Consider the following 21,715-nt stretch of genomic DNA (forward strand, 5'->3'; position numbering starts at 1 on the left):
CCCGGTAAGTCTGGGAAGACTTAGTAGTAACCCGCTTCGCGCATGATGGCGTCGGCTGCGGCTTGCGATGCTTCCAGCGCCTCATCCACTGACTTCGCACCGGACAGGGCGGCCGCCATTTCCTGAGCGACGGCAGAGCCGACCTCGGGGAATTCCGGGATCGCTGCGAACTGAACGCCGACATAGGGCTTCAGATCAGTCGCTTCCGGAGCAGCGGACTCGATGGCCGCCAGCTCAGCTGCAGCAAAGCCTGCTGCCGCCTGGAAGTCCGGGTTCGCATAAGTGGACGCACGCTGACCGGTCGGGACACTGCCCCAGCCAAAATCAGGGTGATCCGCCACGGCCTGCACGTATTCTTTCGACGTGGCCCACTCGATAAAGGCTTTCGCCTCTTCCGCGTTCTCGGTGCCTGCGGGTACAGCCATGGCCCAAGCCCACAGCCAGTTCGCGCCAACCGGGTTCCCGGCATTGGGCGACTGCGCATAGGCCACACCGTCCACTTCCAGGAAGGAGGCCGCGATGGTGGCGTCGATCCACATGCCGCACTTGCCTTCGTTATAGAGGGCGAGGATCTCGTTGAACGAATTGCCTTCCGATCCGGGCGGGCCGTATGTGCCCAGCAGATCAACATAGAAGTTGATGGCCGCACGCCATTCGTCGCTGTCGATGGTCGGCTTGTAATCCGCATCGAACCATGCGCCACCGAACGAGTTCACCATGGTCGTGATGAACGCCATGTTGTCGCCCCAGCCCGGCTTGCCGCGCAGGCACGCGCCATAGACACCGTTGTCGGGGTCGTGGATGGCTGCGGCTGCGGCCTTGACGTTGTCCCAGCTGTCATTGTCGGCGATGGTGACGCCGGCCGCATCAGTCAGGTCCTTGCGGTACATGACCATCGACGATTCACCGTAGAAAGGCGCGGCATACATTGTGCCCTCATGGGACAGACCTGCGCGCATGGCGGGCAGAATATCGTCCACGTCGTACTCGGCGCCGAACTCAAGCGGTTCGATCCAGCCTGCGGCACCCCAGATGGGCGCTTCCTGCATGCCGATGTTGATGATGTCGTACTGGCCACCACCGGTGGCCGTGTCGGACGTCACCTGCTCGCGCAGCACACCCTCTTCCAGCGACACCCATTCCAGCTGCACGCCGGTTTCTTCGGTGTAGGCCTCGGCGACCTTCTGCATATTGATCATGTGACCGTTGTTCACGATCGCAATGGTTAGTGATTTTGCGTGGCCGTCTGCCAGTGCGCCCGTTGCCGTGACCAGCGACAGCGCTGTCGCCGCACGAAGTGCGTTCTTAAGGTACATCCGACTCCTCCCTTGATTGGATGTTATGCCTTCACGCTACTGTCAGAACTGTCGCCGCGTCAAATTATTTTTTACGCGCGTAAAGAATTTGCAGGAAAGGCTGTAAAATCAGAGGCTAAGCCGAATCCCGCATGATCAAACGGGCCGAAAACAGGGTCTCGTCTCGCGTTGAAAAGCGCCCGCCCGATTCGATCAGGTGAAACAGCGTGTCCACGGCGTGGCCCGACACGTTGGCGTAGTCATGCGCGGCCGTCGTCAGCGACGGACAGGTATAGCGCGAAAAGGGGTGATCGTCGTGGGATGCAACGCGCAGATCGTGCCCGGCGTCGCGGCCAACCTTGTATCCCGCCTCGTAACAGGCCGACAGCAGGCCGATGGCCAGGCGGTCGTTGCTGCACAGGATCGTGTTCGTGCGCATGGCTTTGCGCGACAGGATGTCGTGGCCGCCCTTGCGCCCGATCTCTTCAAACTCCCATCCCGTGCCCTCGATCTGCAGAACAAGAGGCTCAAGGCCCAGCCGCTCCATCATGTCCAGATAGGCCCGCCGCCGTTTGTTGGCGTTCGGGTTGGCCGGATGCTTCATTTCGAAAAAACAGGGCGGCTCGCCGGTTCGGCTCAGGTATTCAACGGTTTGCGACACAAAACTGTAGTTGTCCGACCCGACAAAAGCCTCGCCCATGCCTTCAATGTTGCTGTCAAACAGCACGGTAGGCACATCCCGGCAAAACGCCTCGATCACCGATTTGTCCGATGTCCGCCCCAACGGGGCAAGCAATACGCCCGCCGGTTTCAGCGACCGCAAGGTATCAAGAATATCGCGTTCCTGCTCCGCCTCGCCATGCGAACTGAACAGCGACGGCGAAAATCCGGCTTCGATACAGCGCTGTTCGATCACGCGAGCGATCTCGCCAAAAAACGGGTCGGCGAGGTAGGGTACGACGATCCCGATATTCTTGGTCAGCTGCCGGTTCTGGTTGATCGCATAGATGTTGGGCCGGTAATCGTATTGCTCGATCGCTGCTTCGATGCGCGCACGGGTCGAGGCGCGTACGCTGCTGGGATCATTGAAATACTTCGACACGGTCGGGCGGGAAATGCCGCTGACCGATGCGAACTCCTCCATGTTGCGGATCTTGCGCTCGCCCATCCTGTGCCTCACTTCAAACCCGTCTCAGATGCAACCGGGCCATTCGCACCGACGGTAGTCAAAAAATTTTGCGCGCGCAAATTTTTGCTGCCCGTGCTGCATTCGGTGGTCGCGCAGCGTCGCAATAGCGACAGCATAAAGCAGACAGAACAGGCAGGCAGCGCACCAAACACCCTGCGCTGCGTCGGATCGTCCTGCCAAGATTTTGAATGCAACCGGTTGCAAAATGCGGCGACTCGCATATCATCTGCCCCGTTGCCAGCCAAAGACTCAGTCCGTGGAGGGAAGGTTTTCGGTCGGCGGTCCGGCAAAAAAACGGCGTGATCCGGACACGCAACTTGGGAGGAAACCATGAAGAAATTTATGACAGTGGGCGCGCTTGCCATGCTGATGGGTGGCACGGCTATGGCCGAAACCATCGGTGTGTCCGTGGCCCGGTTTGATGACAACGGCCTGACCATCATGCGCAATGGCATGACCGAGCATGTTGAAACGCTGGACGGCGTTGAACTGATCATGGAAGACGCGCAAGACGACGTGGCGCGCCAGCTTGACCAGATCAACAACTTCATTGCATCGGGCGTCGACGCCATTATCGTGAATGCGGTCGACACCAACGCGACCGAAGCGATGAGCCAAGCGGCTGCTTCGGCTGGCGTGCCAATGGTCTACGTGAACCGCCAGCCCATCAATATGGACACGCTGCCCGAAGGTCAGGCTTTCGTGGCGTCGAACGAGATTGAATCCGGCACCCTCAAAGCGTTCGAGATCTGCAAGAACCTGCGCGCTGCGGGCAAGTCTGGCGGCGCAACTGCCTACATGCTGATGGGCCAGCTCTCGAACCAGGCCGCCGTGCAACGCTCCAAGGATGTCGAAGATGTCCTCGGCATGGACATGTGCAACTTCATCACCCTGATCGACAGCCAGACCGCCAACTGGTCCCGCGACCAGGCGCAGGACCTGATGACCAACTGGCTGGCCTCGGGTGAGCCCTTTGACGCGGTCTTCGCCAACAACGACGAAATGGCCATCGGTGCGATTCAGGCGATGAAATCCGCGGGCATCTCAATGGACGAGGTGCAGGTCGGCGGCGTTGATGCGACCCCCGATGCACTGGTCGCGATGCAGGCCGGTGACATGGACGTCACCGTCTTCCAAGACCTCGCAGGCCAAGGCGCAGGTTCCATCGACACCGCCATCAAGCTGGCCAATGGCGATGACGTCGACAAGACCGTCTTCATCCCGTTCAAGCTGGTGACCCCCGACAACGTGTCCGAGTTCATCCAGTAAACCCAACCGGTCGGGCGGCACTCACGCGGCCCGACCCTTTTCCTGACAAAAGAAGCGGCCACGGGACCGCTCAACCCAGGGGGCATCCATGGCTGATGCAACACAAGGCACCGGTGGTCTGACCTTCGACACGAAGAAACGCGCCTGGCCAAACGAGCTGAATATCTTCTTCGCGCTGATCCTGATCATCTTCGCCTTCGAGGCGGCAGGCCAGCTTCTGCCCTACATGAACGGGCAAAGCTTCCTTTTCGACACGCGCGACCGCTTTGACACCATTTTCAACGAAGCACGCCTGCGCATCATCATCCTGCAGGTCGCCATCATCGGCATCATCGCGCTGGGCGTGACGCAGGTGATCATCTCCGGGGGCATCGATCTCAGCTCCGGCCCCCTCGTGGGCGCCACAGCGATGATCGTCATGTCCTTTGCCCAGACCGAGCTGGTCAACGGCGGCCCCAACCCCAAAGCGGTGTTTGGCCCCTGGGCCTTCGATTTGCCCGTGATCATACCGCTCCTCGTCGGGCTCAGTTTCGGAGCCCTGATCGGCGCCATCAACGGCACCCTCATCGCCTATACCAAGATCCCGCCCTTCATCGCGACGCTCGGCATGTTCCTGATCTGCCGTGGCATCGCACAGGCCTGGACGCGCGGCCAACCCGTGTCCTTCCCCACCGAAAGCTATGCGCTGATCGGCAAGGGGATGATGCCCGTCTACCTCTTCTTCGCCCTCGCGATCCTCTTCCACTTCATCCTGAAACACACGGTCTACGGCAAACACACCTACGCCATCGGCTCGAACGAGGACGCGGCCCGCATGTCGGGCATCAATGTGCAGCGGCACAAGGTGCTGGTCTACATGATCGCCTCGATGCTCGCCGCCTTCGCCGCCATCGTGCTGAGTTCCAAGAACCTCACGGCGCAATCCGGCATGGGCATCTTCTATGAACTCTACGCCATCGCCATGGCCGTCATCGGCGGTGTCAGCCTCACCGGGGGACGCGGCTCAATCATCGGCACGGTCCTCGGCGCCATGGTCTTTGGCGTCATCCAGTCCGGGTTCACCTACATCAAGCTCGACGCCTTCTACCAATTGATGGCGATGGGCGCGATCATCATCGGCGCGGTGGTGCTGGACAAGGTCCGGCAGGAACGCGCGGCCTTGCGAAGTTGAAGGAGCATACGATGACCGACGACATAGTCCTCGAAACACGCGGGCTCACCAAACACTACGGCGGGGTCCACGCCCTCAACGACGCCAACTTCACCCTGAAAAAGGGGGAGCACGTGGCGATCATGGGCGACAACGGCGCAGGCAAATCCACCTTTGTCCGCCAGATCACCGGGGTCGAACAGCGCACGCGCGGTGACATCATGTTCTACGGCGAACCGGTGCATTTCAACGGCCCCTTAGACGCACGCGAGGCAGGGATCGAAACGGTGTTCCAAACCCTCGCGCTCGCTGATGATCTCGACGTGCCCGACAACCTGTTCCTGGGCCGCGAAAAGACGCGGTTCAACTGGCTCGGCCCCTTCCGCCTGCTTGACTACAAGGCGATGCGGCAGGCCACCATGGACGGGCTGGAAAAGACGGCTGTGAAAATCCCCAACATCCGCAATACCATCCGCAACATGTCGGGCGGCCAGCGGCAATGCGTGGCGATTGCCCGCACGGCGACGTTCCACTCACGGCTCACCATCATGGACGAACCCACCGCAGCGCTGGGCGTCCAGGAAACCGCACAGGTCGAAAACATCATCCGCACGCTCAAGGAACAGGGCGAGCCGCTGATCCTCGTCAGCCACAACATGCGGCAGGTGTTTGACCTTGTGGACCGGATCGTGGTTTTTCGGCGCGGGCGCATTTGCGCGAACCTGGCCAAGGAAGACACCGATGGACAGGACGTGGTCGCCTACATCACAGGCGCCAAAACGCAGGAAGGCTACGAGGACGCGGCCTGAGGCCGCGCGCGATGGGCCTCGACCACGCATTCTTTGCCGTAGCATGGCGCAGGTACATGACCGTTGCCGTCTGCGTCCTATGGGGCCTCTTTGAATTGTCCACTGGCGCTGTCGGCTGGGCTGTGTTCATCTTCGGCATTGGCGGTTATGCGCAATGGCAGTTTAAACGGGTGGATTGGTCCAAATATGACGATGACGGGGGCTAAGCAGTGGCGGTAACCCTCAAGGATGTGGCCGAACGGGCAGGGGTCTCGCGCTCCGCCGTGTCGCGCTGTTTCACCCCCGGCGCGTCGATCAGCGGCAAGACCCGCGAAAAGGTCGAAAAGGCTGCCGCCGAGCTTGGCTACAGCCCCAATGCACTCGCCTCATCGCTCACCACCGGGCGGACCAAGCTGGTGGGCGTGATCTCCAACAACTTCCACAACCCGATTTTCCTTGAGGTGTTCGACCTCGTCACGCGCGAGTTGCAAAAACGCGGCCTGCGTCCCTTGCTGGTGAACCTTTCCGACGAAACCGACCCGTCGAACTCGGTACGCCTCCTGCGCCAGTATTCGGTCGACGCGGTCATCGTTGCCTCATCAACCCTCCCGGTCAGCTTCGCCGAAAGCTTTGATGAGGCGGGCATGCGCGTCGTCCACTCCTTTGGCCGCCTGACAGACGCCCCCAAGATCAACGTGCTGGGCATCGACAACATCGAGGCGGGCCGCATCGCCGCGCGCGAGTTGATCAAGCGCGGCTACCGGCGCGTTGGCTTCCTCGCAGGCCCGCTCAGCGCCACCTCCACCCGCGACCGCCACACCGGCTTTGCCGAGGAACTCGGGCGGCACCCCGACGTCTCCCTGTCGGTCAGCTACGCCGCCGCCTATTCCTTCAACGCAGGCCGGGACGAGATGGCGCGACTGCTCGCCATGGGTCCGGCAGAGGCGTATTTCTGCGGCGATGACGTGTTGTCCATCGGCGCCCTGTCGGCGATCCGGCAAGCGGGCCTGTCCGTGCCGGACGATGTGGGCATCCTGGGCCTCAACAACATGGAAATGGCCGCCTGGGAACTCATTGACCTGACCACCATCCACAATCCCATAGACGAGATCGTGCGCACCTCCGTCGATCTGGTCGAGGCGATGCTCGACGGGGAAGAGACCGTCGCACAATCCCTGACATTTGATTGTCATGTCGTTGAACGCGGCACGCTGCGGCCCGTCCAGGGCTGACGGAACCCACATTCCGGCAGTCGCGCCAAAGCGGTCGTGCATGCTAACATCCGTCCATGTCCGCCTCTGCATCCCGCTACAGTTTCCACAGCGCCACACCCGGCGATCTGGACATGCTGCGCGGATGGCAGCGCCAGCCGCATGTGAGCCGCTGGTGGGATGCGTTCGATCCGGAAACGCCAGAGGAATTCGATGATCTGCGCGTCGCCCGCTGGATCGTGTCCCTTGGCGGTACGCCTTTCGCCTATATGCAGGACTACACCGTCCATGGCTGGGACGATCACCATTTTGCCCACCTGCCGCCCGGTGCGCGGGGGATCGACCAGTTCATCGGACGGCCCGACATGATCGGACAGGGGCACGGCCCGGCCTTTATCGCAGCGCAGGTGCAAACCCTCTTTGATCAGGGGGCACCGGCGGTTGCCACGGATCCCCATCCCGACAACGCCCGCGCCATCGCAGCCTACGGCAAAGCGGGTTTTCAGCCCTCCGGCCCACCGCAAGAAACACGCTGGGGCCGTGTCCTGCCTATGACAGCATGGCGGCCTGTGGGGGCGTCGGGCGCATCGGTAACCTAAAATTAATGTTTAATAACAGTAAGTTAAGTTACCCGTGGGTAACCGCTGGGTACCCATCTTGACGGCGCTCATCGCTACCGGAACATCGGCGGCCGCGCATCCAGCCATTTGCCGTCCTGCTTCCCGCTTTCCGCAACCGCGAACACGGCAGCCATCGACCGCAACCCGTCCTCGGCCCGCGGGTAGAGGTTCGCCGCCGGATCCATCAACCGCCCTTCCTTGCGCGCCCGGATCGCCTCGGCCAGATCGGTGTAGATATTGGCAAAGGCCAGCGGCATCCCCTCTGCATGCCCGATGGTCACGCGGGTGGTTCGATCCGCCTCGGGCGACAAGTTGGCCTCGCCCCGCTCGATCACCTGCAGCCGCTCGTTCAGGGGCATGTAGTATAGCTGGTTCGGCTGTTCCTGCGACCACCGCAGGCCCCCCGTTTCGCCAAAGACCTGAAGGCCCAACCCATGCTGCCGCCCAATCGCCACGGACGATGTCCAAAGCCGCCCCACAGCCCCGCCATCCATCCGGAAGTTGACCATCGCGTCATCTTCAAGCGTCCGTACATCAATGCACGACACCGTGTCGGCGCTCAGCTTTTCGACCTCTTGCCCGGTGACGAAAGAGGCCATGTGCAGGGCGTGGATGCCGCAATCGGCAAATTGCGCCGAGACGCCCGCCTGTGCTGGGTCATAGCGCCACCGGACGCGGGGGTTGTCGGCGTCTGTGGCATCCGCGTGGTGGCCGTGGGCGAATTCGGCGACCACCAGCCGCACCTTGCCAATGTCGCCGCGCGCCACCATCGCGCGCATGTGCCGCACCAGTGAATAGCCGGTGTAGCCGTAGTTGACCGCGCAGATGTTGCCCGTCTTGCGGGCGATTTCGACGATTTCCTGCCCTTCCTCGACCGTCATGGTCATTGGCTTTTCGCAGAGCACGTGAAAGCCGCCTTCAAGGAATGCTTTGGTGATTTCAAAGTGGGTCGCATTCGGCGTGGCAACAGTGACCAGATCCACCTTGTCGTCGCGCTTCCGCTCGCCTTCCAGCATTTCTTGCCACGACCCATAGGCCCGATCACCCAAGCCCAGCCGCTGACCATAGTCACGCCCTTCTTCGGGCCGGTGGTCTAGCGCGCCAGCAGTGAAATCAAACAGCCCGTCCAAGCGTGCGCCCAAACGGTGCGCCGGTCCGATCTGGCTGCCTTCGCCGCCGCCGATCATGCCCCATTGCAGTTTCGCCATGCTCAGGCTCCTTCAAATCCGATGGATTGCAAATAGGCGCGGTTCAGCTTCGCGTCGTCGATGGGCGAGGTGTCGCCCGCCGGGTCGCAATCCTGCTCCACCGTACACCAGCCGTCGAAGCCTGCGTCGAGTAGCACCTGACGGACGGAAGGGAAGTCCACGTCGCCGTCGCCGAGGTTGCAGAAAATGCCCTGGCCGCACGCGTCGTAGAACCCGGTCCGCTTGGCGATGACGTCGGCCTTCACCTTGGGATCGATGTCCTTGAAATGCATGTAGCTGATGCGCCCGATATGCTTTTGCATAAAGGCCACGGGATCGAACCCCGCATAGGAATGGTGGCCGGTGTCAAAGCAGATTTTCAGGATGCTTTCGTCGACCTCGTCTAGCAGCCGCTCCAACTCCGGTTCGAAGTCGATGAACCCAGCGGCATGGGCGTGCATCCCGACGGTAAGCCCGTATTCTTCGGCCCCCATCTTGGCGACAGTTGCGATGCGGTCGCGGAAGGCGGTCCATTCGCCTTTGTCCATCTGTTCGGCTTCATCTGCGCGGCCTGCGGTGGGTGCGCGGCGTGGTGAGATGCTGTCGATCAGGACGAGGTGCTGCGCGCCGTGGGCCTTGAGTGCCTTACAGGTTCGTACGGAGCCGTCTAGTACATCATCCCACGCGTCTGGGTCGTGGAAGGGGCGAAAGACCACGCCGCCCACCAGTTCTTGTCCGAACTCTTCGAGCGCGTCGCCCAGTTTGCTGGGGTCTTCGGGCATGAAACCGACAGGGCCCAATTCGATCCCGGTATAGCCTGCATCCGCGTTTTCCTGCAGCACTTTGCGCCAGGATGGGTTGCGCGGGTCGTCCGCGAATTCCACGCCCCAGGAACAGGGGGCATTGCCGATCTTGATCATGTCTTGAACCTTTCAGAAATCCGCCACGTTGACCCATGTCTCTGCCCGAGACGAAGCGAGGGCCGCAGCCACAACTTGATTGACGCGCAAGCCTTCCTCGAATGTGGGCCACACCGGGTCGCCGGTGTGGATCGCAGTCAGGAAGTCCTTGGCTTCTATGATGATCTGGTCCTGATAGCCGGTGCCGTGGCCTGGGCCCTGACAGAAGGGCAGGTAGTCGGGATGGGCCGGACCGGTCAGGATTTTGCGGAACCCGCGCTCGGCCTCGGGCCCTTCGGCGGTATAGAGCCAGAGGGCGTTCTGGTCCTCGCCGTCGAAGCGGATTGCGCCTTTTGTTCCATAAATGTCATAGGCATAGCCCATCTTGCGCCCCGTCGCGACGCGGCTGATGAAGAGGCTGCCATTGATGCCCGAAGCGAAGCGCAGGGTGAGGTACGCCTGGTCGTCATTGGTCACCTCAACGCCGCCGCGCGTGGGATGCACGGTTTCGACACGGGCAAAGAGCGCCTCGATCGGGCCCATGAGGGCCTGCGCGCAGTTGATCGGGTGGGGGGCGAGATCGCCCATGCAGCCGTTGGCGTCGCCTTGAGCGCGCCACGTGCCGGGATCGTTGGGGTCGGCAAAGAAATCCTCGGTCATCTCGCCCCGGAACGAGGTGACCTGGCCGATGCGCCCCTCGGCCACCAGCTTGCGGGCATATTGCGTCGCGGGGGTCTTGGCGTAGTTGAAGCCGACCATATTGGCGACGTCTGCGGCCTGCGCTGCGGCGACCATTTTACGGGCGTGATCCGGGGTTTCGGCCAGCGGCTTTTCGCAAAGCACGGGCTTGCCTGCGGCAAAGGCAGCGAGTGCGATGTCGCGGTGCGTGTCCTGAGGGGAGGCGATGACGATGGCCTCGACCTTTGGGTCACTCACCAGCACGCGCCAATCGTCGGTTGCGCGCGCAAAGCCGTAAGTGGCGCGATAGTGTTCGGCGGAGGCCTGAGAGGTCGCACAGACCATTTCCAGCCGGGGGCGCAGGGCCGTGTCGAACACGGCTGCGACGGCGCCAAACGCGACCGCATGGGCCTTGCCCATATAGCCGCCGCCGACGATTCCGATGCCTATCTCTGACCCGATTTCGGACATCCAGGCTCCTCCCTGAAAAAGTGTTTGCAACCGGTTGCAATACCGGTATCGTCAATCCATCGGACGGGTCAATACAGAATCGTCACACCAGCATATCGCGCAAGCCAAGGGAGGATTGAATGGCGGGCAGCGACACCGTGCGTCTGACGACGGCTCAGGCGATCATCCGCTATCTGGCGGCGCAGTTTATCGAGATTGATGGCCAGGAATGGCGCCTGTGCGGCGGCGGTTTTGGCATCTTTGGCCATGGCAATGTGACTTGTCTGGGCGAGGCGCTGTACGATCATCGCGCCGCGTTGCCGCTGTATCGCGGACAGAACGAGCAGAGCATGGGGTTTGCGGCCGCCGCCTATGCCAAGACGTGGCTGCGGCAGCGTTTCATGTTCTGTACGGCGAGTGCGGGGCCGGGGACGGCGAACCTGCTGACGGCGTCGGCGCTTGCCCATGCCAACCGGTTGCCGATGCTTATGCTGTGTGGCGATACGTTTATCACGCGCCTTCCGGATCCGGTGCTGCAGCAATTGGAGCATTTTAGCGACCCAACCTTCGGCGTGAATGACGCGTTCAAGGCGGTGACCCGCTATTGGGACCGCATTACGCATCCCGCGCAGATCACTCAGTCGCTGCCGAATGCGATTGCGACGATGTTGGATCCGGCTGATTGCGGGCCTGCTTTTCTTGGCTTGCCGCAGGACGTGCAGGGCTGGGCCTATGACTACCCGGTGGAGATGTTTGCGAAAAAGGTGCATCGCATCCGCCGTCAGTTCCCGGACGCGGCAGAGGTGGCTGATGCTGCTGCGGCGTTGAAAGCTGCCAAGCGGCCCATGATCATCGCAGGTGGTGGGGTGCAGTATTCCCGCGCGGTCGAGGAGTTGACCGCCTTTGCCGAGGCGACGGGCATTCCGGTGGTCGAAACCATCGCGGGCCGGGCCAATATGTTGGACACCCATCCGCTGAATTGCGGCCCCATCGGCGTGACCGGATCGGACAGCGCCAATGCGATTGCGGAAAAGGCGGATGTGATCCTGTCGGTCGGCTGCCGGTTGCAGGATTTTACAACCGGGTCTTGGACGGCCTTTGCCCATGATGCGCAGATCATTGGCCTGAATGCCGGGCGGCACGATGCGGGCAAGCACCGGTCGTTGCCAGTGGTGGGCGATGCAAAGCTGGGGCTGGAGGCGCTGGGGGCTGCCATCACCGGGTATACGGCGCCGTCCGGCTGGGCGGAGTTTGCCAAGAGTGAGCGTGCCGCTTGGACCGCCTATGTGGCGGAGAATGTGGCCCACGGGAACCGCCCCAATTCCTACGCGCAGGCCATTGGCGTCGTGAATGCCGCTTGCGATCCGCGTGACCGGGTGGTGGCGGCTGCCGGTGGTTTGCCTGCCGAGGTGACGGCCAATTGGCGCACGCTGGATATCGGGACGGTTGATGTCGAGTTCGGCTTTTCCTGCATGGGATACGAGATTGCGGGCGCCTGGGGCGCGCGCATTGCGCAGGCTGAGCGGGAGCCGGAGCAGGACGTCATCACCTTTTGCGGTGATGGGTCGTATCTGCTGATGAATTCGGACATCTATTCGTCTGTTTTGTCTTGGAAAAAGATGATCGTGCTGGTGCTCGACAATGGTGGCTTTGCCGTCATCAACAAGCTGCAGAACAACACCGGCAACGAGAGCTTCAACAACCTGTTGAGCGATGCGCCGACCATTCCGCAGGCCTTTGCGGTCGATTTTGAGGCGCATGCCGCGAGCATGGGGGCGGCGGCTGAGACGGTGAAGAACCCGGCTGAACTGGGTGAAGCGTTCAAACGCGCCAAGGCCAGCGACAAGACTTATGTCATCTGCATGAAGGTGGAAGCCTATGAGGGCTGGACCGAGGGCGGTCATGCCTGGTGGGAGGTCGGCACGCCGCATGTGACTGACAATGACAAGGTTGCCGCCGCCCATGCGGATTGGGAAGCGTCCCGACCCAAGCAGCGGAAGGGTGTGTGATGCCATGAGCGCGCTGTTGCAGGGCATCCGCGCCAATGACTTTGTCATCGTGGGCCGGGCGGGGATTGATTTCTTTACCGACGTCGGCGTGCGGGCCGAGGATGCGGAGCGGTTGACCGTGGATCTGGGTGGCTCTGCTGCCAATATTGGCGCGGGGATTTGCAAGCTGGGCGGTCGGGCGGCGTTGGTGACCTCTGTCAGTGATGACTCGGTGGGCAGTTATTGCGTGAACCGGTTGCAGCATTACGGCGTGAACACGGATCATGTCGCCCGCGTCGGCGGCGAGTATCGCAACTCGCTGGCATTCTATGAAAGTGTGCTGGAGGGGCATCGGAACGTTATCTACCGCAACGGGGCGGCGGATTTTCAGATGAGTGTAGAAGATGTTGAGGCGGTGGATTACGCCAAGTACGGCGCGTTGATCACGGCGGGTACTGTCTTCGCCGCCGAGCCGTCGCGCAGTGCCACGTTCCGTGCGTTTGAACTGGCCAAGGCGGCCGGTTTGCCCATCATCTTTGACGTGGATTATCGCCCTTACTCGTGGCCCTCAGCCGAGGTCGCCGCCGATGTGCTGAGCCGCGCGGCGGAGGCATCCGACATGATTGTCGGCAATGACGAAGAGTTTGGCTTCATGGCGGGCGGCATGGACAAGGGGCAGGACAAGGCGCGGGCGCTGTCCGAGAGCAGTGCTGAGATTGTCATCTACAAGATGGGCGAACGAGGTGCTGTGACCTATGCGGGCGGAGAGGAGATTGCGACCGGCATCTACCCGGTCACTGCCGTCAAACCGAACGGCGCGGGGGATGCGTTCATGGCGGGTTTGATGACAGGGCTCGCGGATGGGCACGACCTGAAAACCGCCATCCTGCATGGCTCGGCCTGTGCGTCCATCACCGTTTCGCAACCGGGCTGCGCGCCCGCCATGCCAACACCTGACCTGCTGGATGATTTCCTGACCAATCATCCCGGTCCGACCAAAGCTTAAAGGAGGCCAGACGATGCATATCGCGCCTTACGACAACCAGAACAAACCGATTGTGGACGCGGACGACCCGACTGTCCCGCTGAACTATTTCAACATCGTGAAGCTGAAGAAGGGTGAGGCGTTTGAATACGCCGTGCCCGGATACGAGACCTGCATCGTGCCCGCGACGGGCACCGTTAATGTGAATGTCGAGGGATTCAAGGCGGATGCTTTGGGCGGACGCGGCGTGGATGTGTGGGACGGCGAGCCGGAGGGCGTTTATGTCCCGACGGCGGCTAAAGCCGAGATGGTGTGTACCTCGGACGAAGCCGAAATCTTCGTGGCAGGGGCGAAGTATGACAAGGTGCTCGACGCCTTTGCCGTGCGCAATGACGAGTTAGATCTGGTGCAATACGGGTCGGACGACACGAAAACCCACCGCAAGATCAAGCACATCCTCGGCACCAAATATCACGACAAGGTGGGGCGCCTGCTGGTGTCGGAGCTTTTCACCGTGGGGCAGGGTGGCTGGTCGGGCTTTCCCAGCCACAAGCATGACACCGACCGGTCCGAGGGCGGTGAGGTCATCGAGACGCGGCACGACGAGACCTACAACTTCCGCTTCCGGCCCAATCACGGCTCGGGCGTGCAGATGCTGCAGCGTGAGGACGGGAAGGCGGGCGATGCCTATCACATCGTGGATGGGTCCACGATCTGCCTCGACAATGGCTACCACCCCTGCGCGGTGCTGCCGGGGTATGAGATGTATTACTTCACCATCCTTGGCGGACTGAGCCAGCGCAGTCTTGTGCAGTACTTCCAGCCCACCCATGCCTACCAGATCGAGACCATTCCGGGCATCAAGGACATGATCGCGAAGTTCAAGTGATGCATCGCCCGGCGGCACCGCCGGGCAGCCCCCGACCGCCCATTCCCCAATGGCGAACCGCAGGTTCGACGGGCGGGGGCTACACTCCCACCCGCGGTCGGGGCCCGCCCTCAGTTCAAATGATATGCCACTCGCAACTCTCTCTGACGTTCTCCACCCCGCCAAAGCCCAAGGCTACGCTGTGGCCGGTCTCGTGACGCTGGGCTGGGAGGACATGCGCGCCTATGTGGCGGCGGCCGAGGCTGAAGGGTGCCCGGTCATCCTGCAAGCCGGGCCGTCTTGTCGGGCACATACGCCTCTGCCGATCCTCGGCAAAATGTTCCGCCATCTGGCCGAAGGCGCATCGGTGCCGGTCGTGGCGCATCTGGACCACGGCTATACGTTTGACGAGTGCAAGGAAGCGCTCGACAGCGGCTTTACCTCGCTCATGTTCGACGGGTCGCGCAAACCCTTGGCCGAGAATATCGCCGAGACGAAGGCCATCGTGGACATGGCGCATAAGGCAGGCATCTCCTGCGAGGGTGAGATTGGGTTTGTGGGCTACGACAACGGCGAGGCATCTGCCGGGACCGACCCTGCGGAGGCCGCGCAATTCGCAGCGGAGACGGGCGTGGACGCGATGGCCGTTTCGGTGGGTAATGTGCATTTGCAGACCGATCAGTCGGGCGGGCTGGATGAGGATCGGATCGCCGCCATTCAGGCTGTCACTGACGTGCCGCTGGTCATCCATGGTGGCTCCGGTGTGCCTGCAGCGCAGCGCCGCAAGCTGGCGACGGGGACCAACATCTGCAAGTTCAACATCGGGACCGAGCTGCGGCAGGCCTTTGGCCACGCATTGCGGGACGCTGTGAACCGCGACCCGGATCGCTTTGACCGAGTTCAAATCCTCAAGGACACGCACGATCCGGTTGTCGCAGCGACGCGCACTGTCTTGCGCACAATGAAAGGTTAAGCCCATGATCAACGTCGCACTTCTGGGCTGCGGCCGCATCGGACAGGTCCATGCGCGCAGCCTGATGGGGCTGGAGGATGCACAGGTCGCTGCTGTGGCCGACGCCATGCCGGAGGCAGCGGAGGCATTGGCCGCCCGCACCGGGGCAAGGGTGATGGAGGTGGAGGACATCCTCGCCGCATCGGACATCGACGCGGTGGTGATCGGGACGCCGACGACCACGCATTACGACCTAATCCATGGGGCCGCGCGGGCGGGCAAGGCGATTTTCTGTGAAAAGCCCATTGATCTGAACGCAGGCCGCATCCGTGATTGTCTGGCCGTTGTAGCGCAGCACGATGTGCCCTTCTTCATCGCTTTCAACCGTCGCTTCGATCCGAATTTCCGGGCCTTGAAGGGCCAGATCGACGCGGGCCGCATCGGCAAAGTCGAGATGGTGACGATCCTGTCCCGCGACCCGTCGCCGCCGCCTATCGGGTACATCAAGACGTCTGGCGGGCTGTTTCGCGACATGATGATCCACGATCTGGACATGGCGCGGTTTCTGCTGGGCGAGGATCCGGTGGAGGTCTTTGCCCACGGCTCTTGCCTTGTGGATCCCGAGATCGGGCAGGCGGGGGATGTGGACACGGCGATGGTGTCCTTGCGCACGGCGTCGGGCAAGCTGTGCCAGATTTCGAACTCGCGCCGCGCCACCTATGGCTATGATCAGCGGATCGAAGTGCATGGGGAACAGGGGATGTTGCGCGCAGACAATGTGCTGACCTCTACCGTCGAGGTTTCGGACGCCAGCGGCTTCACCCGCGCGCCGACCGAGCCGTTTTTCCTGGAGCGCTATGCTGCGGCCTACACCGCCGAAATGCAGCACTTTGTCGAGGTACTGACCGCAGGCACGCCGCCGAACCCAAGCGGGATCGACGGCTACAAAGCCCAGGTGATGGCGGATGCGGCGCAAGCCTCGTTTGAGGCGGGCGCGCCGCGCGCGTTGGACTTTACCTAGATCGCCGCACTGTAGGTGCGCTTGTCGGTTTGTTCGTTCTGATCGCTGGTCAGCGTACCTGCGATCATCCGCACCAAGGGGTGCGCCCAGCGGGCGATGGTGAGCGTGCGCCCGTCCCAGGTGACCGCGTCGCCGAACCGTTCGACGATGTGCAGGATGCTGGCGAGCATGCTCTCTTCACTCAGTTGCGCCTCGGACAGCGTGGCGCTGTGGTAGCACATGAGTTGCTCGACCAGATCAGCCCGCAGGTGGTCGAGATCTGTCAGCACGTATCCGCGCCACATGGCCGGTTGGCCTGCTTCGACCTGCGCGGCGTATTTGCCGGTGACGGGGATGTTCTGGGCAAAGCCCTGAGGATAGGTCGAGATGGCCGAGGCGCCGAGCCCGACGAGGTAGGGGGCCGTGTCGTCGGTGTAGCCCTGGAACGAACGGGTGAGGCGTTTGTCGAAGAACGCCTGCGCCAATGCGTCGTCGGGCCTAGCGAAGTGGTCGATGCCGATCTGCACGTAGCCGCGGCCCAGAAGCGTGCGCCTGGCAAGGTCGAAGAGGGCGAGCCGTTTTTCGGGCGCGGGCAGCGCCTCGCTCGGGATCAGGGACTGGCGTTTCGACATCCATGGCACGTGTGCATAGCCGAAAAGCGCAATGCGCCCCGGCTCCATCTCGAGCGCCGCATCGAGCGTCGTCGCGAGCGTCTGCTCGGTCTGGTAGGGCAGGCCATAGAGCAGGTCGAAGTTCAGCGCGTCCACGTCCAGGGCGCGCAGCTGGTCCACGACACTGGCGGTGAGATCACGGGACTGTTCGCGCCCGATGGCTTTCTGCACCTGCGGGTCGAAATCCTGGATGCCAAGGCTGGCGCGCGACAGGCCGTGCTGTTTGAGCATAGCGAGCCGTTTGGGGCCGACATCGGTGGGGTCAACCTCGACCGAAAACTCTTCGAGTGCGCTGAGGTCCCAGATGTCGTGTAGGCGGGTCAGCAGGTGATCCAGCACGGGGGCGGGCAGGATCGTCGGCGTTCCTCCGCCCAAATGCAGGCGCTTGGTCTGCACCCCGTTGGAAAAGCCGTTGCGCATGGCCCGCGCTTCGGTCAGCACGCGTTCCACATAGGGTGCGAGTGGCGCTTCGTTGCGCGTTCCCTGGGTACGGCAGGCGCAGAACCAGCATAATCTGCGGCAAAAGGGAATGTGGACATAGAGCGAAATCTCTGCATCCTTTGGTGCCGTAGACTGCCACCTGTGCACGCTGCCCGCATCGACGGTTTCGCTGAACCAGTTGGCCGGTGGATAGCTCGTGAAGCGTGGCACACGTGCGTCGAAAAGCCCATGTTGGCGGAGTTTGGAAACGTGTTTCATGCCACCAAGTTGAGTGAGGCGCAGGTTTCGCGCATTGACACAGATCAACGGAGGGCGGGATGAACAAGCCGCTGACAGCCATCGACAACTGCTCAAGCTGCCCGATCCGCCACCGTGCGGTCTGTGCGCGCTGCGATGATGATGAGCTGGTCGAGCTGAACGCGATCAAGTTCTACAAGTCCTATTCCGCCGGTCAGACCATCGCGATGCGGGGCGATGCTCTGGATGTGGTTGCGTCCGTGGTCAGTGGCACCGCAACGCTGGAGCGCGCCATTGAAGATGGACGCACGCAGCTGGTGGGCTTGCTGCTGCCATCGGACTTTATTGGTCGTCCCGGCCGGACGACCCTGCAATATGATGTGACGGCCGTAACCGACGTCACGTTGTGCTGCTTTTACCGCAAACCGTTTGAGGATCTGCTGGTGCGCATCCCGCATGTGCAGGAACGGATGTTGGAGATGGCCCTGGACGAGTTGGACGCCGCGCGCGACTGGATGTTGCTGCTGGGCCGCAAGACAGCGCGGGAAAAGATCGCGAGTTTCCTGATGCTGATTGCCAAGCGCACCGTGCATCCGGATGGTCATGTGCTGGGCAACATCTCACGGATCGAACTGCCGATCAGTCGCGAGGCGATGGCGAATTTCCTGGGCCTGACCATCGAGACGGTCAGCCGTCAGTTCACCGGTCTGCGTAAGGACGGTGTGATCGAGCTGGACGGCAATCGCAGTGTGATCGTGCCGGACCTCGAAACGCTTCTGCTGGAAAGCGGTGACGATTCCGATGGCGGCCCGCTGATCTGATCACGGCTTGATCCACATCAACGCATCTGCGCAGGACGCGTCGTATCCCTTCTGACCGAAAGGTCAAAGGAGGGCGTTTTCATGTACAACAATATTCTGATCCCCGTCGCGTTCGGAGAGGATCGCGACCATGAACGGGCCGAGCTGGTGGCCAAGCATTTGGCATCCGACGGCGCGCTGATCACGCTTTTGCATGTGCTGGAACAGATCCCCGTTTATGCAGCCGAATTCGTGCCCTCTGATCTGGTGATCGGCAATCGGGAGCGTCTGGCGACACGCCTGCAGGTCATGGCAGCCGAATTGCCCAATGGCCAAAGTGCAATGATCGAAGGCGCCACGGGCCGTAGTATCACCGACTATGCGCAACAGCACGGCATCGACCTGATCGTGATGCCGTCGCATCAACCGGCCTTGTCGGACATCCTGCTTGGGTCGACGGCGGCCTGGGTCACCCGGCACGCCCCCTGCGCGGTGCATGTCATCCGGTAAATTGTCGCATCTTGATCCAGATCAACGCGCGGCATCAGCCGCGTCCCTAATCCCGAAACATACGAACAGGTCTGTTGTCCCCGCGGGGACAGTGCGCAGACGCGCGCAGGTCCCCATAGCCACGGCGATCAGTGCGAAGATGCAAAGGAAAGAGAATGTGGGACTACTTTAAACTCATTTTACTTGGCCTTGTCGCCCTGTGCGCTGCCATCGCAGCGGATTGGGGTCACGATTTGGCCTATAAGGTACACGCCGCGCTGATCTTTGTGATCGCGTTGGGCATGTTCATCTGGCAGGTCCGCCAGATCGACACCGAAAAGCCGCTGGTCGACACCAGCGGATACATGGACGGTGTGATCAGGGCAGGCGTGATCGCCACGGGATTTTGGGGCGTCGTTGGCTTTCTGGCGGGGGTGTTCATCGCCTTTCAGTTGGCCTTTCCGGGGCTGAACTTTGAATGGGGCCAACCCTATACCAACTTTGGACGCCTGCGCCCGCTGCACACCAGCGCGGTGATCTTCGCGTTCGGGGGCAACGCGCTGATCATGTCGTCGTTCTACATCGTGCAGCGCACCTGTGGCGCGCGGCTGTGGGGCGGCAACACGGCTTGGTTCGTGTTCTGGGGCTATCAGCTGTTCATCGTGATGGCGGCGACCGGCTATTTGCTGGGTGCGACGCAGTCCAAGGAATATGCAGAACCTGAGTGGTACGTGGACATTTGGCTGACCATCGTCTGGGTCGCGTTCCTGGCCGTTTACATGGGCACGATCTTCCGCCGGCAGGAAAAGCACATCTATGTCGCGAACTGGTTCCTGCTCGCCTTCATCATCACCGTGGCGATGCTGCATATCGTCAACAACCTGAGCATTCCGGTGTCGATCTTCGGCTCGAAGTCGGTGCAGGTGTTCTCGGGCGTGCAGGATGCGATGACGCAGTGGTGGTATGGCCACAATGCTGTGGGCTTCTTCCTGACCGCGGGCTTCCTGGGAATGATGTACTACTTCGTGCCGAAGCAGGCGGGCCGTCCCGTATACTCCTACAAGCTGTCGATCATCCACTTCTGGGCGCTGATCTTCCTGTATATCTGGGCGGGTCCGCACCACTTGCACTACACCGCGCTGCCGGACTGGGCCTCGACCCTTGGCATGGTGTTCTCGATCATCCTGTGGATGCCGTCCTGGGGTGGCATGATCAACGGTCTGATGACGCTGCAAGGCGCTTGGGACAAGCTGCGCACCGATCCGATCATTCGGATGATGGTGATCAGCCTCGCCTTCTACGGCATGTCCACCTTTGAGGGGCCGATGATGTCCATCAAGGCCGTCAACAGCCTCAGCCACTACACCGACTGGACTATTGGCCACGTGCACTCCGGCGCACTTGGTTGGAACGGCATGATCACCTTTGGCGCGCTGTACTTCCTGACGCCGCGCCTGTGGGGTCGTCAGCAGATGTACTCGATGAAGGCCATCGACTGGCACTTCTGGCTCGCGACCATCGGCATCGTGCTTTACGCGGCATCCATGTGGGTGACCGGCATCATGGAAGGCCTGATGTGGCGTGAAGTCGATGCCCAAGGGTTCCTGGTGAACTCGTTCGCCGACACCGTGAGCGCGAAGTTCCCGATGTATGTGGTGCGTGGGCTGGGCGGTGTTCTGTACCTCGCCGGGGCCTGCATCATGGTCTGGAATATGTGGATGACCATCCGGGGCGGTTCGCCCGTCCGGGTGGCCCCACCAGCAGCGCCTGTTGCTGCGGCACAAACCGCACAAGCTGCGTAAGGAGAAAGAGCCATGAAACAAGGATTTCTTCAACGCCACCAGATCCTGGAACGCAGCCCGACGCTTTTGTTCGTCTTCTCGCTGCTGACCGTGTCCGTCGGCGGGATCGTGGAGATCGCACCGCTCTTCTACATCGAGAACACGATTGAAGAGGTGGAAGGCGTGCGTCCCTACAGCCCGCTCGAGTTGACGGGGCGCGACGTCTACATCCGCGAGGGGTGCTATGTCTGCCACAGCCAGATGATCCGCCCCCTGCGGGACGAGGTGGAGCGCTACGGCCACTACTCACTGGCGGCGGAGTCGAAATACGACCACCCGCACCAGTGGGGGTCGAAGCGCACGGGGCCTGACCTGGCCCGCGTCGGTGGCCGGTACTCGGATGCCTGGCATGTCGATCACTTCATGGACCCGCAATCGGTGGTGCCTGAAAGTGTGATGCCGCAATACGCCTTCCTGGCCGATGCGGTCATCGACGGTGACCGGATCGAGGATCTGCTGCGCACCCACCGGTTTGTGGGCGTGCCCTATACCGACGAGATGATCGCGCAGGCCTCTGCCGATTTCCGGGTGCAGGCCGATCCTGACGGGGATTGGGACGGGTTGGTCGAACGCTATCCCGGGGCCGTTGTGTCCAACTTTGATGGCCAGCCCGAGCTGACCGAGATGGATGCGCTGATCGCGTATCTGCAGATGCTGGGCACGTTGGTCGACTTCTCGACCTTCACCCCGGATCCGACCCGATAGGA

The 21,715-nt window shown here is 61.8% G+C and carries 21 protein-coding genes; 15 read left to right on the forward strand and 6 right to left on the reverse strand.

The genetic code is table 11. From position 1 onward, the window contains the following. Positions 1 to 20 precede the first annotated feature (20 nt). Together FD715_RS14520 and FD715_RS14525 are read right to left on the reverse strand one after the other, a co-directional pair. Positions 21 to 1,316, reverse strand: coding sequence for a sugar ABC transporter substrate-binding protein (locus FD715_RS14520; RefSeq protein ID WP_147111093.1), 1,296 nt, complete (start codon positions 1,314 to 1,316; stop codon positions 21 to 23). Positions 1,317 to 1,431: 115 nt separating this feature from the next. After that, positions 1,432 to 2,463, reverse strand: a complete 1,032-nt coding sequence (locus FD715_RS14525) for a LacI family DNA-binding transcriptional regulator (protein ID WP_147111096.1) — start codon at positions 2,461 to 2,463, stop codon at positions 1,432 to 1,434. A gap of 351 nt (positions 2,464 to 2,814) precedes the next feature. Between FD715_RS14525 and FD715_RS14530 the strand changes: the two genes are divergently transcribed. The 6 genes from FD715_RS14530 (at position 2,815) to FD715_RS14555 (ending at position 7,501) form a co-directional block, all read left to right on the forward strand. Then, on the forward strand, positions 2,815 to 3,753 hold the full coding sequence (locus FD715_RS14530) for a sugar ABC transporter substrate-binding protein (RefSeq protein WP_147111099.1): 939 nt from the start codon (positions 2,815 to 2,817) through the stop codon (positions 3,751 to 3,753). Between the two features lie 88 nt (positions 3,754 to 3,841). Next, entirely contained in the window at positions 3,842 to 4,924 is a 1,083-nt protein-coding gene (locus FD715_RS14535) for an ABC transporter permease (RefSeq protein ID WP_147111102.1), read from the forward strand. 11 nt (positions 4,925 to 4,935) lie between these two features. Continuing rightward, the gene (locus FD715_RS14540; protein WP_147111105.1) at positions 4,936 to 5,712 is read left to right on the forward strand and encodes an ATP-binding cassette domain-containing protein; all 777 of its coding nucleotides are present in this window, start codon (positions 4,936 to 4,938) and stop codon (positions 5,710 to 5,712) included. 11 nt (positions 5,713 to 5,723) lie between these two features. Then, complete coding sequence (locus FD715_RS14545) at positions 5,724 to 5,918, forward strand: hypothetical protein (RefSeq protein WP_147111108.1); 195 nt, start codon at positions 5,724 to 5,726, stop codon at positions 5,916 to 5,918. Between the two features lie 3 nt (positions 5,919 to 5,921). Then, positions 5,922 to 6,923 carry a LacI family DNA-binding transcriptional regulator gene (locus FD715_RS14550; RefSeq protein WP_147111111.1) on the forward strand — a complete coding sequence of 334 codons (1,002 nt, stop codon included), beginning with the start codon at positions 5,922 to 5,924 and terminating at the stop codon, positions 6,921 to 6,923. 56 nt (positions 6,924 to 6,979) lie between these two features. Next, positions 6,980 to 7,501 carry a GNAT family N-acetyltransferase gene (locus tag FD715_RS14555; RefSeq protein WP_147111114.1) on the forward strand — a complete coding sequence of 174 codons (522 nt, stop codon included), beginning with the start codon at positions 6,980 to 6,982 and terminating at the stop codon, positions 7,499 to 7,501. Between the two features lie 74 nt (positions 7,502 to 7,575). Here the strand turns inward: FD715_RS14555 and FD715_RS14560 are convergent, their stop codons facing one another. Genes FD715_RS14560 through FD715_RS14570 form a run of 3 tightly spaced genes read right to left on the reverse strand, consistent with a single transcriptional unit; the run spans position 7,576 to position 10,757 of the window. Next, entirely contained in the window at positions 7,576 to 8,730 is a 1,155-nt protein-coding gene (locus FD715_RS14560; RefSeq protein WP_147111117.1) for a Gfo/Idh/MocA family protein, read from the reverse strand. Between the two features lie 2 nt (positions 8,731 to 8,732). Continuing rightward, the gene (locus FD715_RS14565; RefSeq protein WP_147111120.1) at positions 8,733 to 9,629 is read right to left on the reverse strand and encodes a TIM barrel protein; all 897 of its coding nucleotides are present in this window, start codon (positions 9,627 to 9,629) and stop codon (positions 8,733 to 8,735) included. Positions 9,630 to 9,641: 12 nt separating this feature from the next. Continuing rightward, a complete protein-coding gene (locus FD715_RS14570; protein WP_147111122.1) occupies positions 9,642 to 10,757 on the reverse strand; it encodes a Gfo/Idh/MocA family protein in 1,116 nt (371 codons plus the stop codon). Positions 10,758 to 10,876: 119 nt separating this feature from the next. Here FD715_RS14570 and iolD point away from each other — a divergent pair, with 119 nt between their 5' ends. The 5 genes from iolD (at position 10,877) to iolG (ending at position 16,550) form a co-directional block, all read left to right on the forward strand. Then, positions 10,877 to 12,745: a 3D-(3,5/4)-trihydroxycyclohexane-1,2-dione acylhydrolase (decyclizing) gene (gene iolD / locus FD715_RS14575; RefSeq protein ID WP_147111125.1), complete on the forward strand. Its 1,869-nt coding sequence runs from the start codon at positions 10,877 to 10,879 to the stop codon at positions 12,743 to 12,745. A 4-nt stretch (positions 12,746 to 12,749) separates the two neighbouring features. After that, complete coding sequence (iolC, locus tag FD715_RS14580) at positions 12,750 to 13,730, forward strand: 5-dehydro-2-deoxygluconokinase (RefSeq protein WP_147111128.1); 981 nt, start codon at positions 12,750 to 12,752, stop codon at positions 13,728 to 13,730. A 13-nt stretch (positions 13,731 to 13,743) separates the two neighbouring features. Then, a complete protein-coding gene (locus FD715_RS14585; protein WP_147111132.1) occupies positions 13,744 to 14,598 on the forward strand; it encodes a 5-deoxy-glucuronate isomerase in 855 nt (284 codons plus the stop codon). Between the two features lie 124 nt (positions 14,599 to 14,722). After that, the gene (locus tag FD715_RS14590; RefSeq protein WP_147111135.1) at positions 14,723 to 15,550 is read left to right on the forward strand and encodes a class II fructose-bisphosphate aldolase; all 828 of its coding nucleotides are present in this window, start codon (positions 14,723 to 14,725) and stop codon (positions 15,548 to 15,550) included. A 4-nt stretch (positions 15,551 to 15,554) separates the two neighbouring features. Then, positions 15,555 to 16,550 (forward strand): inositol 2-dehydrogenase, encoded by a 996-nt coding sequence (gene iolG / locus FD715_RS14595; protein WP_147111138.1) that lies wholly within the window; start codon positions 15,555 to 15,557, stop codon positions 16,548 to 16,550. Here the strand turns inward: iolG and hemN are convergent. Then, positions 16,547 to 17,899 (reverse strand): oxygen-independent coproporphyrinogen III oxidase, encoded by a 1,353-nt coding sequence (gene hemN / locus FD715_RS14600; protein ID WP_147111141.1) that lies wholly within the window; start codon positions 17,897 to 17,899, stop codon positions 16,547 to 16,549. The two genes, iolG and hemN, sit on opposite strands and share 4 nt — an antisense overlap. A 59-nt stretch (positions 17,900 to 17,958) precedes the next feature. Here hemN and fnrL point away from each other — a divergent pair, with 59 nt between their 5' ends. The 4 genes from fnrL (at position 17,959) to ccoO (ending at position 21,713) form a co-directional block, all read left to right on the forward strand. Then, complete coding sequence (fnrL, locus tag FD715_RS14605; protein ID WP_147111144.1) at positions 17,959 to 18,699, forward strand: transcriptional regulator FnrL; 741 nt, start codon at positions 17,959 to 17,961, stop codon at positions 18,697 to 18,699. An 81-nt stretch (positions 18,700 to 18,780) separates the two neighbouring features. Next, entirely contained in the window at positions 18,781 to 19,188 is a 408-nt protein-coding gene (locus FD715_RS14610) for a universal stress protein (RefSeq protein WP_147111147.1), read from the forward strand. Positions 19,189 to 19,343: 155 nt separating this feature from the next. Beyond that, on the forward strand, positions 19,344 to 20,969 hold the full coding sequence (gene ccoN / locus FD715_RS14615; RefSeq protein ID WP_147111150.1) for a cytochrome-c oxidase, cbb3-type subunit I: 1,626 nt from the start codon (positions 19,344 to 19,346) through the stop codon (positions 20,967 to 20,969). Between the two features lie 12 nt (positions 20,970 to 20,981). Then, positions 20,982 to 21,713 (forward strand): cytochrome-c oxidase, cbb3-type subunit II, encoded by a 732-nt coding sequence (gene ccoO / locus FD715_RS14620; RefSeq protein WP_147111152.1) that lies wholly within the window; start codon positions 20,982 to 20,984, stop codon positions 21,711 to 21,713. The last annotated feature ends 2 nt before the right edge of the window (positions 21,714 to 21,715 follow it).

It is taken from the genome of Tateyamaria sp. syn59 (assembly GCF_007995245.1).
GTDB lineage: Bacteria > Pseudomonadota > Alphaproteobacteria > Rhodobacterales > Rhodobacteraceae > Tateyamaria.

What these genes read in the sequence shown, in the direction of transcription:
- FD715_RS14560 (WP_147111117.1), bottom strand. Translation starts at nt 8,730, where the DNA reads ATGGCGAAACTGCAATGGGGCATGATCGGCGGCGGCGAAGGCAGCCAG.
- FD715_RS14520 (WP_147111093.1), bottom strand. Translation starts at nt 1,316, where the DNA reads ATGTACCTTAAGAACGCACTTCGTGCGGCGACAGCGCTGTCGCTGGTC.
- FD715_RS14565 (WP_147111120.1), bottom strand. Translation starts at nt 9,629, where the DNA reads ATGATCAAGATCGGCAATGCCCCCTGTTCCTGGGGCGTGGAATTCGCG.
- FD715_RS14525 (WP_147111096.1), bottom strand. Translation starts at nt 2,463, where the DNA reads ATGGGCGAGCGCAAGATCCGCAACATGGAGGAGTTCGCATCGGTCAGC.
- iolG (WP_147111138.1), top strand. Translation starts at nt 15,555, where the DNA reads ATGATCAACGTCGCACTTCTGGGCTGCGGCCGCATCGGACAGGTCCAT.
- FD715_RS14545 (WP_147111108.1), top strand. Translation starts at nt 5,724, where the DNA reads ATGGGCCTCGACCACGCATTCTTTGCCGTAGCATGGCGCAGGTACATG.
- hemN (WP_147111141.1), bottom strand. Translation starts at nt 17,899, where the DNA reads ATGAAACACGTTTCCAAACTCCGCCAACATGGGCTTTTCGACGCACGT.
- FD715_RS14555 (WP_147111114.1), top strand. Translation starts at nt 6,980, where the DNA reads ATGTCCGCCTCTGCATCCCGCTACAGTTTCCACAGCGCCACACCCGGC.
- FD715_RS14570 (WP_147111122.1), bottom strand. Translation starts at nt 10,757, where the DNA reads ATGTCCGAAATCGGGTCAGAGATAGGCATCGGAATCGTCGGCGGCGGC.
- ccoO (WP_147111152.1), top strand. Translation starts at nt 20,982, where the DNA reads ATGAAACAAGGATTTCTTCAACGCCACCAGATCCTGGAACGCAGCCCG.
- FD715_RS14535 (WP_147111102.1), top strand. Translation starts at nt 3,842, where the DNA reads ATGGCTGATGCAACACAAGGCACCGGTGGTCTGACCTTCGACACGAAG.
- ccoN (WP_147111150.1), top strand. Translation starts at nt 19,344, where the DNA reads ATGTGGGACTACTTTAAACTCATTTTACTTGGCCTTGTCGCCCTGTGC.
- FD715_RS14590 (WP_147111135.1), top strand. Translation starts at nt 14,723, where the DNA reads ATGCCACTCGCAACTCTCTCTGACGTTCTCCACCCCGCCAAAGCCCAA.
- FD715_RS14610 (WP_147111147.1), top strand. Translation starts at nt 18,781, where the DNA reads ATGTACAACAATATTCTGATCCCCGTCGCGTTCGGAGAGGATCGCGAC.
- FD715_RS14530 (WP_147111099.1), top strand. Translation starts at nt 2,815, where the DNA reads ATGAAGAAATTTATGACAGTGGGCGCGCTTGCCATGCTGATGGGTGGC.
- FD715_RS14540 (WP_147111105.1), top strand. Translation starts at nt 4,936, where the DNA reads ATGACCGACGACATAGTCCTCGAAACACGCGGGCTCACCAAACACTAC.
- FD715_RS14585 (WP_147111132.1), top strand. Translation starts at nt 13,744, where the DNA reads ATGCATATCGCGCCTTACGACAACCAGAACAAACCGATTGTGGACGCG.
- fnrL (WP_147111144.1), top strand. Translation starts at nt 17,959, where the DNA reads ATGAACAAGCCGCTGACAGCCATCGACAACTGCTCAAGCTGCCCGATC.
- iolC (WP_147111128.1), top strand. Translation starts at nt 12,750, where the DNA reads ATGAGCGCGCTGTTGCAGGGCATCCGCGCCAATGACTTTGTCATCGTG.
- iolD (WP_147111125.1), top strand. Translation starts at nt 10,877, where the DNA reads ATGGCGGGCAGCGACACCGTGCGTCTGACGACGGCTCAGGCGATCATC.